12 protein-coding genes and 1 pseudogene are annotated in these 15126 nt (G+C 62.1%); 9 read left to right on the top strand and 4 right to left on the bottom strand.

What is annotated here, in order from left to right:
- Positions 1-24: 24 nt before the first annotated feature.
- From ACF2JD_RS20250 to deoD, 5 genes are all read left to right on the top strand, one after another.
- Positions 25-195, top strand: coding sequence for a XapX domain-containing protein (locus tag ACF2JD_RS20250; RefSeq protein WP_005332215.1), 171 nt, complete (start codon positions 25-27; stop codon positions 193-195).
- A gap of 390 nt (positions 196-585) precedes the next feature.
- Entirely contained in the window at positions 586-1359 is a 774-nt protein-coding gene (gene deoC, locus ACF2JD_RS20255; RefSeq protein ID WP_106885033.1) for a deoxyribose-phosphate aldolase, read from the top strand.
- 83 nt (positions 1360-1442) lie between these two features.
- Positions 1443-2774, top strand: coding sequence for a thymidine phosphorylase (deoA, locus tag ACF2JD_RS20260; protein ID WP_025325641.1), 1332 nt, complete (start codon positions 1443-1445; stop codon positions 2772-2774).
- 14 nt (positions 2775-2788) lie between these two features.
- Complete coding sequence (locus ACF2JD_RS20265) at positions 2789-3997, top strand: phosphopentomutase (RefSeq protein WP_025325642.1); 1209 nt, start codon at positions 2789-2791, stop codon at positions 3995-3997.
- A gap of 76 nt (positions 3998-4073) precedes the next feature.
- Positions 4074-4790 carry a purine-nucleoside phosphorylase gene (deoD, locus tag ACF2JD_RS20270; RefSeq protein WP_106885030.1) on the top strand — a complete coding sequence of 239 codons (717 nt, stop codon included), beginning with the start codon at positions 4074-4076 and terminating at the stop codon, positions 4788-4790.
- A gap of 289 nt (positions 4791-5079) precedes the next feature.
- Here the strand turns inward: deoD and ACF2JD_RS20275 are convergent, their stop codons facing one another.
- From ACF2JD_RS20275 to ACF2JD_RS20285, 3 genes are all read right to left on the bottom strand, one after another.
- Entirely contained in the window at positions 5080-6021 is a 942-nt protein-coding gene (locus ACF2JD_RS20275) for a DUF2950 domain-containing protein (RefSeq protein WP_440988070.1), read from the bottom strand.
- A complete protein-coding gene (locus tag ACF2JD_RS20280; RefSeq protein WP_440988071.1) occupies positions 6021-7685 on the bottom strand; it encodes a DUF3300 domain-containing protein in 1665 nt (554 codons plus the stop codon). The genes ACF2JD_RS20275 and ACF2JD_RS20280 overlap by 1 nt, the downstream gene beginning before the upstream one ends.
- Before the next feature lie 508 nt (positions 7686-8193).
- Positions 8194-8832, bottom strand: a complete 639-nt coding sequence (locus tag ACF2JD_RS20285) for an AhpA/YtjB family protein (RefSeq protein ID WP_106887793.1) — start codon at positions 8830-8832, stop codon at positions 8194-8196.
- A gap of 127 nt (positions 8833-8959) precedes the next feature.
- Between ACF2JD_RS20285 and serB the strand changes: the two genes are divergently transcribed.
- Both serB and ACF2JD_RS20295 read left to right on the top strand, forming a co-directional pair.
- Entirely contained in the window at positions 8960-9964 is a 1005-nt protein-coding gene (serB, locus tag ACF2JD_RS20290) for a phosphoserine phosphatase SerB (RefSeq protein ID WP_440988072.1), read from the top strand.
- 29 nt (positions 9965-9993) lie between these two features.
- Entirely contained in the window at positions 9994-10899 is a 906-nt protein-coding gene (locus tag ACF2JD_RS20295; RefSeq protein WP_106885027.1) for an alpha/beta hydrolase family protein, read from the top strand.
- Positions 10900-10990: 91 nt separating this feature from the next.
- On the opposite strand, the gene ACF2JD_RS20300 is transcribed toward ACF2JD_RS20295, so the two are convergent.
- Entirely contained in the window at positions 10991-13360 is a 2370-nt protein-coding gene (locus ACF2JD_RS20300) for a PilZ domain-containing protein (RefSeq protein WP_440988073.1), read from the bottom strand.
- Positions 13361-13460: 100 nt separating this feature from the next.
- Between ACF2JD_RS20300 and radA the strand changes: the two genes are divergently transcribed.
- Together radA and ACF2JD_RS20310 are read left to right on the top strand one after the other, a co-directional pair.
- Complete coding sequence (gene radA, locus ACF2JD_RS20305; RefSeq protein ID WP_106885025.1) at positions 13461-14825, top strand: DNA repair protein RadA; 1365 nt, start codon at positions 13461-13463, stop codon at positions 14823-14825.
- Between the two features lie 106 nt (positions 14826-14931).
- Positions 14932-15126 (top strand): annotated as a pseudogene (locus tag ACF2JD_RS20310) (IS3 family transposase); the annotation flags it as partial.

A 15126-nucleotide genomic window follows, 5' to 3' on the forward strand; every position in this document is an offset into this window, starting at 1 on the left:
AAAATGAGTCAAATCGGAGGTTTTATGAATGAAGTGCTACTGGCGATTGCTGCCGGCTTTATCGTTGGCGTGTTGTTTTCTTTCCTCAAGTTGCCGATCCCGGCACCTCCCGTACTGTCCGGGGTAATGGGGATTGTGGGGGTCTATCTGGGGGGGATTGCCTACTCCTGGATCCTGACCCGCTTCTTCTCTTAAGCACCTTCCAGTGCTGGATTTGCCGGGTGTGAGGTACCTCTGAAATTGGCAAATCCGGCTTGCAAACACGGGGTATCTCGGCTGAAATAGGCGATGCCAGCAGGGTGCTGGCATTGACTAATGCCCACATGAGGTGGGTGTTGGCGGTCAAATGGAATTGATTGGGAAGTCGGGTCTGCGGTTGTCGGCCTTTCTCAAGTCTTCATGGAACCAAGTCCGCACTTTTGTAAGAAAGTGACAGGGCTCTTGCCTTATTTGCAGCCGTATTGCCTGTGCATTTGCGCTGTAATTCCATATCCCTTTCGCCTGGGATCTTCGTTTGCCGATCCTGTGTGTTCGGTGGCGGCGGATCGCGACTGAGGGGACTTATCGAGACTTTGGAGACATAGCATGACTGATCTGAAACTGGCCGCCCAACGCGCCCTGAACCTGATGGACCTGACCACCCTGAACGATGACGACACCGATCAGAAGGTCATCGACCTGTGCCGCAAGGCCAAGTCTCCGGCCGGCCTCACCGCCGCCGTCTGCATCTATCCCCGTTTCATCCCTATTGCTCGCAAGACCCTGCGTGAGATCGGCGCCGCCGACGTGCGCATCGCTACCGTGACCAACTTCCCTCACGGCAACGACGACATCGAGATCGCCGTGGCCGAGACCCGCGCCGCCGTCGCCTACGGTGCCGATGAAGTGGACGTGGTGTTCCCCTACCGCGCCTTCATGGCCGGCAATGAACAGGTCGGCTTCAGCCTGGTCAAAGCTTGTAAGGAAGCCTGTGGTGACAAGGCGCTGCTGAAAGTGATCATCGAGACCGGTGAGCTGAAAGAAGAGGCGCTGATCCGTCGTGCCTCCGAGATCTCCATCGATGCCGGTGCCGACTTCATCAAGACCTCCACCGGCAAGGTGCCGGTCAATGCGACCCCGGAAGCGGCCCGCATCATGATGGAAGTGATCAAGGCCAAGAACCCGAAGGTGGGCTTCAAGCCTGCTGGTGGCGTGAAGGACGCGGCCGTTGCCGGTCAGTACCTGGCCATGGCCGAAGAGATACTGGGCAAGGACTGGGTCTCCCCGCGCACCTTCCGCTTCGGCGCCTCCAGCCTGCTGGCCAGCCTGCTGGCGACCCTGGGCCACGGCGACAAGCCGGCCAATACCAGCGGTTACTAAGCGGTGACAGGGGGCGGCCTGCCGCCCCCTCTTCGGATCCTGTTCGGTCTGTGTTCGTGCAAGGCGCACGGAGGGAATGAAAGATGTTTTTGCCTCAAGAAATTATTCGCAAGAAGCGCAACGGTGAAGCGCTCAGTACCCAAGAGATTCAATTCTTCGTCCAGGGCATTACCAACAACAGCATAGGCGAGGGGCAGATAGCGGCCCTGGCCATGGCGGTCTACTTCAAGGACATGACCATGGATGAGCGGGTCGCCCTGACCTGCGCCATGCGCGACTCCGGCATGGTGCTGACCTGGGATCACCTGAACCTGGGTGGCCCCATAGTCGACAAGCACTCCACCGGTGGTGTGGGTGATGTCGTCTCCCTGATGCTGGGCCCCATGGTCGCCGCCTGCGGCGGCTTCGTGCCCATGATCTCCGGCCGTGGCCTGGGCCACACCGGCGGAACCCTGGACAAGCTGGACGCCATTCCCGGCTACCAGACTTCGGTCGACAACGATCGCTTCCTGAAGGTGGTGAAAGAGGCGGGCGTGGCCATCATAGGCCAGACCGGCGATCTCGCCCCGGCCGACAAGCGTATCTATGCGGTACGGGACATCACCGCTACCGTCGAATCCATCGCCATGATCACCGGCTCCATCCTCTCCAAGAAGCTCGCCTCCGGGCTCGAAGCCCTGGTGATGGATGTGAAAGTGGGCTCCGGCGCCTTTATGCCGACCTTCGAGGCCTCGGAAGAGCTGGCCAAGAGCATAGTGGCCGTGGCCAACGGTGCCGGTTGCCGCACCTCTGCTCTGCTGACCGACATGAACCAGGTGCTGGCCTCCAGCGCCGGCAACGCCGTGGAAGTGCGCGAGGCGGTGCGCTACCTGACCGGTGAGTATCGCAACCCGCGTATCCACGAAGTGACCATGGCGCTCTGTGCCGAGATGCTGATCTCCGCCAAGCTTGCGAGCGACGAGCAAGACGCCCGTGCCAAGCTGCAGGCAGTGCTGGACAACGGCAAGGCCGCCGAGATCTTCGGTCGCATGGTGACCGGCCTCGGTGGTCCTGCGGACTTCATGGAGCGTTACGATGCTTACCTGCCCAAGGCCGGCATAGTGCGTCCCGTGTATGCGGCGCAGAGCGGCTTCGTGACCGCCATGGATACCCGCGAACTGGGCCTGGCCGTGGTCGCCATGGGCGGTGGTCGCCGCGCCGCCGGGGACAAACTCGATTATGCGGTCGGTTTGACCGACTTTATCCGCCTGGGGCAGAGCGTCGAGGCTGACAAGCCACTCGCGCTGATCCACGCTCAGACAGAAGCTCAATTTGCCGAGGCCGCCCGCATGGTGCAGGCAGCCGTCAAGATCGGTGACACCCGACCAGAGGCACTGCCCGAGGTTTACCGTCGCATCGGTCTGGCCGATTTGTAACAAGGGGAAGACCCATGAAACGTACCTTTATTCTGATGATGGACTCCTTCGGTATTGGCGCTGCCGCCGATGCCGAGAAGTTCGGAGATGTGGGCGCCAACACCCTTGGCCATATCGCCAAGGCCTGCGCCGCCGGTGAGATTGAAGGCCGTGGCGCCCTCAACCTGCCCAACCTCAACAAGCTGGGTCTGGGCCACGCAGGGGAGCAGGCTTCCGGCTACTTCCCGGCAGGCTTGAAGAAAGATATCGAGGTAGTCGGTGCCTATGGCTTTGCCCAGGAGCTCTCCTCCGGCAAGGACACCCCGTCCGGCCACTGGGAGATCGCAGGCGTGCCCGTGCTGTTCGAGTGGGGCTACTTCCACGATCACCACAACAGCTTCCCCCAGGAGCTGCTGGACGCCATCGTCGAGAAGGCGGGTCTGCCGGGTTACCTCGGTAACTGCCACGCCTCCGGTACCCAGGTGCTTGATGACTTGGGTGAGGAGCATATGCGGACCGGCAAGCCGATCCTCTACACCTCCGCCGACTCGGTGTTCCAGATCGCCTGCCACGAAGAGACCTACGGCCTCGAGAAGCTCTATGAGCTGTGCCACATAGTGCGCGAGCTGCTGGAGCCCTACAACATAGGCCGCGTCATCGCGCGTCCGTTCGTGGGCAGCGGCAAGGGCAACTTCAAGCGCACCGGCAACCGTCACGACTACTCGGTACTGCCGCCGGCGCCGACCGTGCTGGACTACATGAAGGATGCGGGTGGCCAGGTGGTCTCCATCGGCAAGATTGCCGACATCTATGCCCAGCAGGGCATCACCAAGCAGGTGAAGGGCACAGGCCTGACCGAGCTGTGGGACAGAACCCTGGAAGAGGTGAAGGCCGCCGGTGACAACACCATAGTCTTCACCAACTTCGTGGACTTCGACTCCTCCTACGGCCACCGCCGTGACGTCAAGGGCTACGCCGATGCGCTGGAGTATTTCGACTCCCGTCTGCCGGAGCTGTTCGAGATACTGCAAGATGGCGATGTGGTGGTGCTGACCGCCGACCACGGCTGCGATCCGACCTGGAGCGGCACCGACCACACCCGTGAATACATCCCTGTGCTGTTCTACGGCAAACCGGTCAAGGCTGGTTCCGTCGGTCGTCGCGAGACCTTCGCCGACATCGGCCAGAGCATAGCGGCCTACCACGGTCTGCCCAAGCTGCAATACGGTACCAGTTTCCTGTAACTGACCCGCCCGCCACTTCGGCGGCGGGCAATTTTAAAAACAATAAAACTCAACCTAGTGTGAAGGAATCAAGAGAATGGCAACTCCTCATATCAATGCAAAAGATGGCGCCTTTGCTGACACAGTGCTGATGCCGGGCGACCCCCTGCGTGCCAAGTACATCGCCGAGACCTTCCTGGAGAACGTCGAGCAGGTGTGTGACGTGCGCAGCATGCTCGGCTTCACCGGTACCTACAAGGGCCGTCGCATCTCCGTCATGGGCCACGGCATGGGCATTCCGTCCTGCTCCATCTATGCCAAAGAGCTGATCACCGACTACGGCGTGAAGACCCTGATCCGCGTGGGCTCCTGTGGTGCCGTGCGTGAGGACGTCAAACTGCGTGACGTGGTGATCGGCATGGGTGCCTGCACCGACTCCAAGGTCAACCGTCTGCGCTTCAAGGATCACGACTTCGCCGCCATCGCCGACTTCGATCTGGTTGCCAACGCCGTGCAAGCCGCCAAAAACAAGGGCACTCCGGTGCGCGTGGGTAACATCTTCTCTGCCGACCTGTTCTATACCCCGGACCCCTCCATGTTCGACGTCATGGAAAAATACGGCATCCTGGGTGTCGAGATGGAAGCCGCCGGCATCTACGGCGTGGCCGCAGAGTACGGTGCCCGTGCACTGACCATCTGCACCGTCTCCGATCACATCCGTACCGGCGAGCAGACCACCTCCGAAGAGCGTCAGCTGACCTTCAACGACATGATCGAAATCGCGCTGGACTCCGTCCTGCTGGGCGACAAGTAATCCCCATTCACATCATGCAAAACGGCGACCCTCGGGTCGCCGTTTTTTTATGCTTCATTTTGGGAGTCAGCCCGGAGGGCCTGGTGTGCCGTCTATACACTCTGGTTGCGCACCGCGAGAGCAGCACCATGAAACCAATGCATATACTGACTCAGCTGATCTTCATTCTGATGCCGAACATCGCGTGGGCCAGCGAGGGGGCGGCTGGCCCCGCCTCACCTCCTGTGATCTCAATCACGCCGCTCTGGGCCCCTGCTATTCGCCAAGATTCTATGGTAGAGAAAGAGCCCTAGTCACCCTCTTCGCTGACCACCAGCGACCAGCTCTCATCAGGATCGAACAGCTGGATCGCCTCAACGGCCGTTGCCGTGTCTGCCCCCAGATCCTTTTGATAAACCCGCCCCTCGTGATTCACCATGAAGGTCATCACCCCGCTGTTGGCATAATCGGCCGGCCAGGCAATCAGGGCGACACCGTCTCTTAACAGCCCTTCGACAAAGTACTCTTTACTCCCCCCATTGGCCGCGGCTCCCTGGGCATACAAGATACGGTAGTAGTAGCCATGATAGGGTGTGCGTTGACCGACCACGGCCTTGTAGCCCTCTGCGGCGGCACTGACGACCTCCTCTCCGGCCGGGCTTGCGGGTTCACCCTCGCCCACAGGCCAATAGAGTCCATTTTGTTGTCCTGCATCACTGCGTAGTTTGGCCGCAAAGAGTCCCGCGGTTTGGCCATCATGCCCCATGGCGGCGTACTCTATCTGCGCGTCGATAAAGCCACGGCACACCGCAATCGCCCCCAACTCATTCCGACCGATGCGGCGATAGGCGATCTCTTTGGCACCTGCGGCGCCATCGAGATACCACTTGCCATCTGCGGCCATGAGGGGGATGGGCAGTGGCCAATCCGACTCCCCCACGACCAGGATCATTTTATCCTTACCGTCGGCCACCAGTTGGTGCTTGCTCTTGAAACTCGCGACGAAGGCGGTGCGATCATTGGCGTCGGCCACCTCATCCCCCGAGGTGATGGCCTCCTCACTATTTTCGCCGAGCAACAGCGTCAGTGCGGTGACATCGTTCCGCTCCAGGGCCGTGATCAGGGCCTGCACCGCTTCATCCGGGGTGGCGAAGGTGCGTTGTGCAATGGCGCTTGCGTCGCAGGCAACGGTCAGGGCCAGCAGGGCCAACCCCCATGAGGGGGCCCAACTCCATTTCAACAAAGGCTTCATTATCGCGTACTCCGTCTGGGTTGAGTGGTGCGCCCGGCATGCGCGCTACTAGCCACACTTTCACGCCCACGATGGCTGGCGGCGCGCTCGGTTCTGCCCGAATTCTGCACCCCTTGGAAGGCACTCTTTGAGGCAGCAGGCGCTCTGCGTGTCGCCGTCTGTGTTGCGCTCTTGCTGTGGGTAGCGCGTGGCTGGATATGGCCGCGATCACGCGCCCCAGCGGTTTGCGGAGTGATTTGCTGCCGCTTGACCTTGTCTCCTGCGTAGTTGCCCTGGCGCGGCGTGCGTTGAGCCACATTCGCCTCCCTGCTCACCTGTCTAGCGTCGCGTGTTGCGTTGGCAGTTTCGCTTTTGGGCTGGCGGTTGGCTCCCGCATAGCTCCCCTTCGGCGCTGTTGCGCGAGCCTCCCTGTTCACCTCATTGACTGCGCGTGGTGCGCCGGCGTATTCGCTTTTAGGTTGGCGATTGGCCCCCGCATAAGTCCCCTTAGGTGTGGCATCTCGTCGGCCCCCAGCATCGTTATTCAGCGAGCGTGGATCCAGGGTAGCCAGCTCAGCACGCTGGGGGCGCGCCGCTGTGATGGGGCTGTCGGCTTGGCGCAGGTAGTTATTGGGGCCGCGCTCAAACTTGTTGAAGTAATCGTTCCCCTTGGCATTGATATAAATATTGTTGTTGGATCCCCGCTGATAGTTGGCCGGACGGTTGTAGCCATTGGCGGGACGAAAACCATTGCCATAGTTGGGGTTATAACGATAGGGAGCGTAACCGCCGGGATAATCAGATCCCCACCGCGGGTAATAATAATCGCCCTCATCATCATCGTCGTTGAAGACCTCGTTGACCAACATGCCCGCACCAAAGGCGAGCAAGCCCGTCACGACCATATCACCGCGGTCGTATTCATCATCGTTGTCGTCCACCACTGTCGTGGTCGTTGCCGCAGGCACGGTCGTTGTCGTGGTTGCTGTGGTCACCGGTGCTGAGGTCGGCCCGGCAGCTGGCGCGCTATAGACGGCGGTTGGGTCGTATTGCGGGACGTAAACGACGTCAGGGTTGGCAGGCGCAATGGTGACGATCTGCTGATTGTTCTGCTCATCCTTGGCCACTTTCATTTGTTCCGAGTCTTTCAGGTTGCCCACCTCCATCGCCTGTTGACGCAGGCGCTGAACGGCTGCCAATACGCCCGGTTCATCGGCCAGGAAGGCGCTGCCCAGCTCAGTCGTCCACTCCATCTTCAGGCACATCATGTCCATGACGGTTGGGAAGTGCATCAGCGACATGGTGGGCGGCGTAAAGCCCAGCGGCGCAATGGCGGCGGTCAGCTCCTTCCCTTTGAGATTGGGGTGGGCGACCAGCCAGTTGCCGGCATCGAGCACCTCTTGCGGATTGGTGGCGCTGGCCAGCACCTGAGCCAATACCGCATCAGGGTAAAGGGCTACGGGCGCAAGCAGGGTCTCGAGAGCCTCTGGGGTATATTTCGATGCTTGTGTGTTAATCGGCTGAGGCTGCGTTTGCGGTGCGACCGCAGCGCTGGCTGTGCTGGCGGCCGCGCTGGGCTGGACGCTTTGCGCGACGGGGGGGGGCTCCTCTTTGCATGCCGCCAATACCGTGCTGAGGGCGATCACGGCCGCCAACGCGCTACGGCGAAATAGGGGTTGCTTCATGATCTTGCTTCCTTCTGCTGGAGTGGCTGATGCGCCTCTTGCCTGATGATTTCCACAAATGTTGTATCTCAATGCATTCAATGCGGGCGTTTCATACCGAAAACATAAACCACTAATCGAGATCACACCCAAAACCGGCTGGAAAGGCGTGAAAAATTCGTTTGCTTCTGTCTCAAGCTACGCCTGAACACCTTAACGTGACCAAAATCAGATGGACAAATCTGAGAAGTGAAGGGCTATGGGAGACCGCCTTCGGTGGCGCTAGAGATTCAATCTATGCACTTGGGGATGGAGAGGATCTAGGCGCAGCACAATGGGACTGCGGATGCAGCGCAAATGGCTGGACAGGCTGGTCAAGGAACTGCGGCATGAAGTGATCGTGGATCGCCACTTGGTCAACGAGCGCTTCAGCGACGACGGCGGAACCAAGCGACTCGATACTCTGCTCGATCAGCTACTCGAACCGCTGGGGGTAATAACAAGAGCAAGGCGTTTCGCGAACGGCGCCTTATTCGATGCCGGGCGGCGGGGCGTTGTCGGCGGAGGCCTGGCTCTGCACAGCTCTCTTCTTGTGCTTGCGGACCCGCATGTAGTTGCGGCGCACCCCGTAGGAGATGAGCAGGCCGGCCAGCAGCATCACCAGCAGCATCAGCCGCTGTTTCTCCTGACTCACCTTGAGATGGGTATCCTGCGCGGCGAGCAGCCGTTGCTCCTCCAGGGTGATCCTCAGGTAGCCCAGGGTCAGGTTTCCCTCCTGGATCTCCTGCACGAACTGGGTGCGCCCCTTGCCCTGCTCCGGCAGTGACTTGTTGTCGGTGCCGATGGGCAACAGATTCTCGAGGGGAACGGCCTGATCCGACTGGGCCAGGGGGATGCCGCGGGCGTCGTAGAGGGTGACGTCTAGGATATCGGGCTCGGCGGCCAGATCCTGTGCCAGGCGCTCCAGCTCGCTCTCCTTGTCCTCCTTGATCCAGCGCCGCATGTCCCGGGCGGCGTAGGCGACCAGCGCCTGGGCCCTATCCCGCGCCGCGCTGTGCAATGCGGCCTGGCTTGCTCCCTGCATGTGGATCATCAGCACCAGCACCCAGAGACCGAGCAGGATCCCCGCTGCCAGGCTGATAACACGTTTGATGGGGAGATGACGCACAGCGCTGAGCCTCTTGGGGGGAATGGACAATGGTGGCGGGATCTTGGCGCTTGCCTGTACAAAAAGCAATACGCTACTCTGGGCCCGCATGATGAACCCCATGATCTCCAAGGAAGGCGTCTCTCTTATGTTGTTGTCCCAACTCCCCCGCTCCCCGCACGACTGGTCCCAGGCTCTGTGCGGTGCTCCCTGCTGGCAACTCACCCCCGAAGCCCTGCTGCCCGCGGCCAGTGCCCATGACGGCGCCTGGTTGGTGCTGTTTGGCAAGGCGCTAGGTGCCCGCCACCTGACACAAGTGGCGACGCTGCTGGCAGACCATAGGGTCGAGGCCAGCCTCTACCCCGTGGGGGAGCAGGCCGGTGTGCCCCTGCTGCTGCTCGGCGCAAGCCGCTTCTGCCCCGAGCTGGTGCTGGCCCTCAAGGGGCAGGAGTGGGACATAGATGTCTGCCATCTCGCCACCTTGCCCACCCTGGGGGCACCCGGGCTGCTGGTGATGGACATGGACTCCACCGCCATCCAGATCGAGTGCATCGACGAGATCGCCCGCCTGGCGGGTGTGGGTGAGCAGGTGGCGGCCGTGACGGCGGCGGCCATGCAGGGCAAGCTGGAGTTTGCCGACAGCCTGCGCAGCCGGGTCGCCCTGCTGAAGGGCGCCCCTGTCGCCATCCTCGATGAGGTGGCGGCCGCCATGCCCTGGATGCCCGGCTTGCAACTGATGGTCGACACCCTCAAGCAGGCGGGCTGGACAGTGGCGATCGCCTCCGGTGGTTTTACCCGTTTCGCCGGCGAACTGCAGCAGGCGCTGGGGCTGGACGCCATCTTCGCCAACGAGCTGGCGGTGGAGGGGGACATGCTGACCGGCCAGGTGAGCGGTCCCATAGTGGATGCCGCCGCCAAGGCCGAGGCGCTGCTGCAACTGGCCCGGGAGCATGGGATCCCCGCCGCCCAGACGGTGGCGGTCGGCGATGGCGCCAACGATCTCAAGATGATGGGGGTGGCAGGGCTCGGCATCGCCATTCACGCCAAGCCTCTGGTGCGGGCCCAGGCGGCCGCCACCCTCAATCATCATGATCTGGAAGGGGTGCTCTGCCTGCTCGGCGCGCTCGCCTGCCGCGACAGGCGCTGGAGTTGAAACCCGCTCAAGGAGGAGCAGAGAACAAGATGGAACTGTTGCAACAATCCCTGTTTGTCCCCTGTGGCGAACATCGGCTCCATGTGCGCCATATCCAGCCCGGTGTCGCCGTCCATGCCGATCCCATCCTGATGGTGCACGGCGCCATCGAGAACGGGCGTATCTTCTACACCGAATCCGGCAAGGGGCTGGCCTGTTTTCTGGCCAGACACGGCTATCAGGTGTACGTGGCCGATCTGCGTGGACGAGGCCAGAGCACGCCAGCCATCGCCGAGCGTGCCGGCCACGGCCAGCATGAGTTGATCACCGAGGATCTGCCCGCGCTGCAGCACTGGGTGGCGGCGCGCCATCCCGCAGCCAGGGTGCACTGGATGGCCCACTCCTGGGGCGGGGTCATCATGGCCTCGACTCTGGTGCGCTTCCCCGAGCTGGCGGATCAGATAGCGAGCCTGGTGTTCTTCGGCACCAAGCGGGGGGTCTCGGTGCAGAGCCCCGAGCGCTGGCTGAAGGTGGACCTGATCTGGAATCGGCTGGCGCCCTGGCTGGCGCGCCGCCAGGGTTTTCTGGCTGCCCGCAAGTTGAAGATAGGGGCCGATGATGAGCCCTTGCGTTACCTGCAGGAGACCATTCCCTGGGTGAAATGCGGGCCCTGGCAGGATCCCCACGACGGCTTTGCCTATGACGAGGCCGCCGCCAGGGTGAGCTGGCCGCCGCTCTGGATGATCTCGGCCAAGGCGGACAAGGTGCTGGGGCACCCCACAGACGTGCGCCGCTTCAGCGCCGAGATGGGGTCGGCGACCCGCCATACCCGCCTCGGCCGGGATAACGGCAACCGGCTCGATTACGATCACATCAACATGCTGACGGCGCCCCAGGCCCAGGAGGATCACTTCCCCGAGATCCTCGCCTGGCTGCTCAACCCCCAGGCGGCCTGAGCGCTCGCTGAAACGGGCAGCCATCTGCCCGCCACCGGCCCCAGATGCCGACACCTGACGGCTGAGGGCACCAGGGGCTGGCCTCTTTGGGCTACTTCGCCGGGGGCTTGATGCCGAGCCGGAACAGGGTGGCCTCTGTGGTATCGGTCAGCTCACCGACCCCCACCACGCTCCACAGCTCCTCTTCCAGCTGCTTGGCCTTGTGAATGGCGAACTTGGCGATGTAGTCCAGCTCGCCCGCGATGAAGCTGGTGTCGGGGCGACCGGTGCGGGAGATGCCGACCAGCACCGAATAGAACTCGCCCTGCTGCAGGGCCAGCTCGATGAAGCGGCGCTTCGCCTCCGGTGAGGAAAAGCTGCTGGCCAGGTGGCTGCGAAACAGGGGGGCTCCGCCCTGGGAGTGCAGGCTGGCGATGTAGACCTCTTCCTCCTCAGGCTTGTCTTCCCGCGCCATGGTGCGCAAAGGGTTGAGCAGCACCGTCTTGAGCAGAGCCCCCTGGAACAGGGGGTAGAGGTTCAGCTGCTTCTCCTGCCCGGCGCAGGCCTGCAACAGGCGGGAGAGGCTGCGCGGTCGGGGGGCCATGCCCACGGCGGCAGGTCTTGCGGCCGCCTTGAGCTTGTTGACATAGACCGGCGAGTTGAACAGGTGGTGGGTATAGAGGTTGCGCAGCGTCCGTGCCATGCCGCGGTAGCGCTTGTGCTCCCGGGTGGTCTTGAGCTTGTTCTGGTTGCTCTCGATCAGCAGGCTGAAGAACTGATGGCCTATGTGGCGCTCCGCCGTGCCTTCGATGCACAGATGCAGCACGGTACGGCTCAAATTGAGGCTGACCAGCCGGTAGGGCAGGCGCTGCAAGTCCATGGTCTTGGCGAGCTCCTGCAACCTGGGCAGGGCGACAGTGACTGTTTCCCCCTTCTCCCCCTCGAATGCCTCCTCCAGCTCGATCTGCATGCCATGGGCCGAGATGTCACGGGTCCAGCCGATCCAGGCGCGATCCTTGTGCCTGAGCACTATCGCCGTCTTGTGAACGTAACGGGCCTCCTTGCGCAGTTGCACATAGTGCAGCGTCTCTATCTCGAAGGGGGCGGCCTGGGTGTCGTGGCCGAAGCGTTGCAAGGCGTTGGCATTGGGCTGCTGGCTGTCGTAGTGGAACTCGCTGCGCTGGTGGTCCAGCCCTATCTCCTGCAGCAGGCCGACATAGCCTATCTGGCCGAGGCGCTCGCGCAGCAGCATGTCTTGCAACTGGTGCGACTCCCCCTGCTGGTTGTCGAGGTCGGCTTCGCTCAGGGTGCAGGCCTCCAGGCTGAACTTGTAGACGCGCCAGCTGGGACGACGGGCCCCGACCTGGAAGAAGAGGGCGGCCAGGCCGCTCTGTTGCAGCTCTTCGCGGGTGGCGGAGAAGAAGTAGAGGTGACTTCGCACCGAGTGGGTGAAGCTGTAGATCAGGGTCTCGCGCAGTCCCCCTTTGGCGGGCAACAGGGAGGGGATGCGCGCCGCCGTGAAGAGGCTGGCGAGCATGTCGCGGTTCTTGGCGTCGCGCCAGTACTCGAGGATGTGCTGGTTGTTCTCGGTGCGCAGGGCGATCTCGAGGCTTGGGGTGTCGCCCCGCCCGAAGTAGAGCGGCATGCCGGTCATGCGCGGCAGGTAGAACTGCTCGTATCCCTTGATGATGGCGGCCGACAGCAGGTAGTCGACGCTGACCCGATAGCGACTGCGGTTGCGCTCGATGAAGTCGCGCAGGAACTCGTCGAAGGCGGGATGCTCGCCGCTCTTCACCAGCCGTAGCCAGAATTTCCCCTCTTTCTGCTCCTGCCCCAGGATCTGGTAGCTGATCGGCTGGTGCAGTATGGGGAGGGGATTCTCGCGCTCCAGGCCGGTGAAGAAGACCTCTATGTGGTCGCCGGTCTGGTAGTCGGGCAGATAGGGAACCGAGACCCGGATCCCGCCGAGTGAGAGATCCGAGCTCTTGGCCAGCAGCTTCTCCCCGTTCGCCAGCCTGAGCACCATGGGGGAGCTGAAGTGCATCCGCTCCTCCTGCCGACCGTAGTGGCTGGCGAAGGGGATGGCGTTGACATCGAAGGGGCTGAACGGGCTGACGGGCAGGGAGAGGCTCTCGCTGCGCCCCTGATTGAGCTTGTACCAGGCTTGCAGCGCCTCGTAGACCCCGAGCGTGTAGCTGTCCCGGTAGAGATAGCACTGGGACTGGAACTGCTCGACGGCCTCGGCGGGCATGAAGTGGGTCACCCCTTCAAACTCGTGCACCTGACAGAGGGCCCCCAGCTCGTTGCGCATGTCGATCACGCGCCGACAGGGGGTGCACTTGCGCTTGAGTTCCATCTTCAGCAGGAAGCGGCCGTTGGTATTCTCGTTCTGGGTCAGGCGGTTGAAGATCTCGTCGAAGTCCTTTTCCCGGAGCAGGGGGACAAGTTGTTCTATCAGATGTAGTGGTTGTTCTGAATCCATGTATTCCTGCCGCGGAAAGTCACTTTTCCGATTCTGGGTTTGATCTGCCGGTCGCAAACCAGTATATCAAGCAGGAATTCATCCTGTCCCCGAGTTATCCATGGCCAAAAACAAAACCGCCTATGTTTGTTCCGAATGTGGCGCCGACTTCACCCGCTGGCAAGGTCAGTGCAGCGAGTGCAAGGAGTGGAACACCATCACCGAGGTCCGGCTGGGCGTCGCTACCCCCGGCAAGAGTGCCCGCTACACCGGCTATGCCGGCGCCGTCGGCAGCCAGGTGCAGACCCTGGCCGAAGTTGCGACCACAGAGATCCCCCGCTTCAGCTCGGGCTTCAAGGAGCTGGATCGGGTGCTCGGCGGCGGTGTGGTGCCGGGCTCGGCCATCCTCATCGGCGGCAACCCGGGGGCGGGCAAATCGACCCTGCTGCTGCAGACCATGTGCGGTCTGGCGCAGCGGATGAAGACCCTGTATGTGACCGGGGAGGAGTCCCTGCAACAGGTGGCGATGCGAGCCAGCCGGCTGGGCTTGCCCACCGACAAGCTGCGGATGCTGTCGGAAACCAGCGTGGAGCAGATCTGCATCATTGCCCAGCAGGAGCAGCCGCAGATCATGGTCATCGACTCCATCCAGGTGATGCATGTGGCGGATGTGCAGTCATCCCCCGGCTCCGTCTCCCAGGTGCGCGAATCTGCGGCCCTGCTCACCCGCTACGCCAAGCAGAATCATGTCGCCATCTTCATGGTGGGCCATGTCACCAAGGACGGCACCCTGGCCGGACCCAAGGTGCTGGAGCACTGTGTCGACTGCTCCGTGTTGCTGGATGGCGCCCACGACTCGCGCTTTCGGACCCTGCGCTCCCACAAGAACCGCTTCGGCGCGGTCAACGAGCTTGGCGTTTTCGCCATGACGGGGCAGGGGATGAAGGAGGTGAGCAACCCCTCCGCCATCTTCCTGAGCCGTGGTGACGAGCAGGCCCCCGGCTCCATCGTCATGGTGATCTGGGAGGGGACGCGCCCGCTGCTGGTGGAGTTGCAGGCGCTGGTGGACTACTCCCAGGTTTCCAACCCGCGCCGGGTGGCGGTGGGGATGGATCACAACCGTCTCGCCATGCTGCTGGCGGTGCTGCATCGTCACGGTGGCTTGCAGATGGCGGATCAGGACGTCTTCATCAACGTGGTCGGCGGGGTCAAGGTCGAGGAGACCAGTGCGGATCTGGCGCTGCTGCTGGCCATGGTCTCCAGCTTCCGGGATCAGCCCCTGCCCAAGGATCTGGTGGTGTTCGGCGAGGTGGGGCTGTCTGGGGAGATCCGGCCCGTGCCCTCCGGCCAGGAGCGGTTGCAGGAGGCGGCCAAGCACGGTTTCCGCCGTGCCATAGTGCCTCATGCCAATGCGCCCAAGCACCCCATCGAGGGAATGGAAGTGGTGCCGGTGAAGAAGCTGTCCGATGCCCTCGAGGCCTTGTAACAGCGTAAAGGAGCACAAAAAAGGAGCCTGTGAGGCTCCTTTTTCATTGATGATGTCCCGTCCTGAATATGGTTTACACCTTTCCCCCCAATAATTGGAGAACCCGATGGGACAAGGTGTGAAACGGACACAGCGAGATTACTCGCTGACTTTTAAATTAGCCGTGGTCGAGCAGATTGAAAAAGGCGAGCTCACCTGCCAGCAGGCACAAGCCCGATACGGCATTCAGGGCAACTCTACCGTTCTGGTATGGTTGCGTAAACATGGTCGGCAGGATTGGAGCCAGGGGGCTTCTGTGCGC

It is taken from the genome of Aeromonas ichthyocola (assembly GCF_046087985.1).
Taxonomy (GTDB): Bacteria; Pseudomonadota; Gammaproteobacteria; order Enterobacterales; family Aeromonadaceae; genus Aeromonas; species Aeromonas rivipollensis.

Coding starts and splice junctions, on each gene's coding strand:
- ACF2JD_RS20250 (WP_005332215.1), top strand. CDS start 25: ATGAATGAAGTGCTACTGGCGATTGCTGCCGGCTTTATCGTTGGCGTG.
- deoC (WP_106885033.1), top strand. CDS start 586: ATGACTGATCTGAAACTGGCCGCCCAACGCGCCCTGAACCTGATGGAC.
- deoA (WP_025325641.1), top strand. CDS start 1,443: ATGTTTTTGCCTCAAGAAATTATTCGCAAGAAGCGCAACGGTGAAGCG.
- ACF2JD_RS20265 (WP_025325642.1), top strand. CDS start 2,789: ATGAAACGTACCTTTATTCTGATGATGGACTCCTTCGGTATTGGCGCT.
- deoD (WP_106885030.1), top strand. CDS start 4,074: ATGGCAACTCCTCATATCAATGCAAAAGATGGCGCCTTTGCTGACACA.
- ACF2JD_RS20275 (WP_440988070.1), bottom strand. CDS start 6,021: ATGAAGCCTTTGTTGAAATGGAGTTGGGCCCCCTCATGGGGGTTGGCC.
- ACF2JD_RS20280 (WP_440988071.1), bottom strand. CDS start 7,685: ATGAAGCAACCCCTATTTCGCCGTAGCGCGTTGGCGGCCGTGATCGCC.
- serB (WP_440988072.1), top strand. CDS start 8,960: ATGTTGTTGTCCCAACTCCCCCGCTCCCCGCACGACTGGTCCCAGGCT.
- ACF2JD_RS20295 (WP_106885027.1), top strand. CDS start 9,994: ATGGAACTGTTGCAACAATCCCTGTTTGTCCCCTGTGGCGAACATCGG.
- ACF2JD_RS20300 (WP_440988073.1), bottom strand. CDS start 13,360: ATGGATTCAGAACAACCACTACATCTGATAGAACAACTTGTCCCCCTG.
- radA (WP_106885025.1), top strand. CDS start 13,461: ATGGCCAAAAACAAAACCGCCTATGTTTGTTCCGAATGTGGCGCCGAC.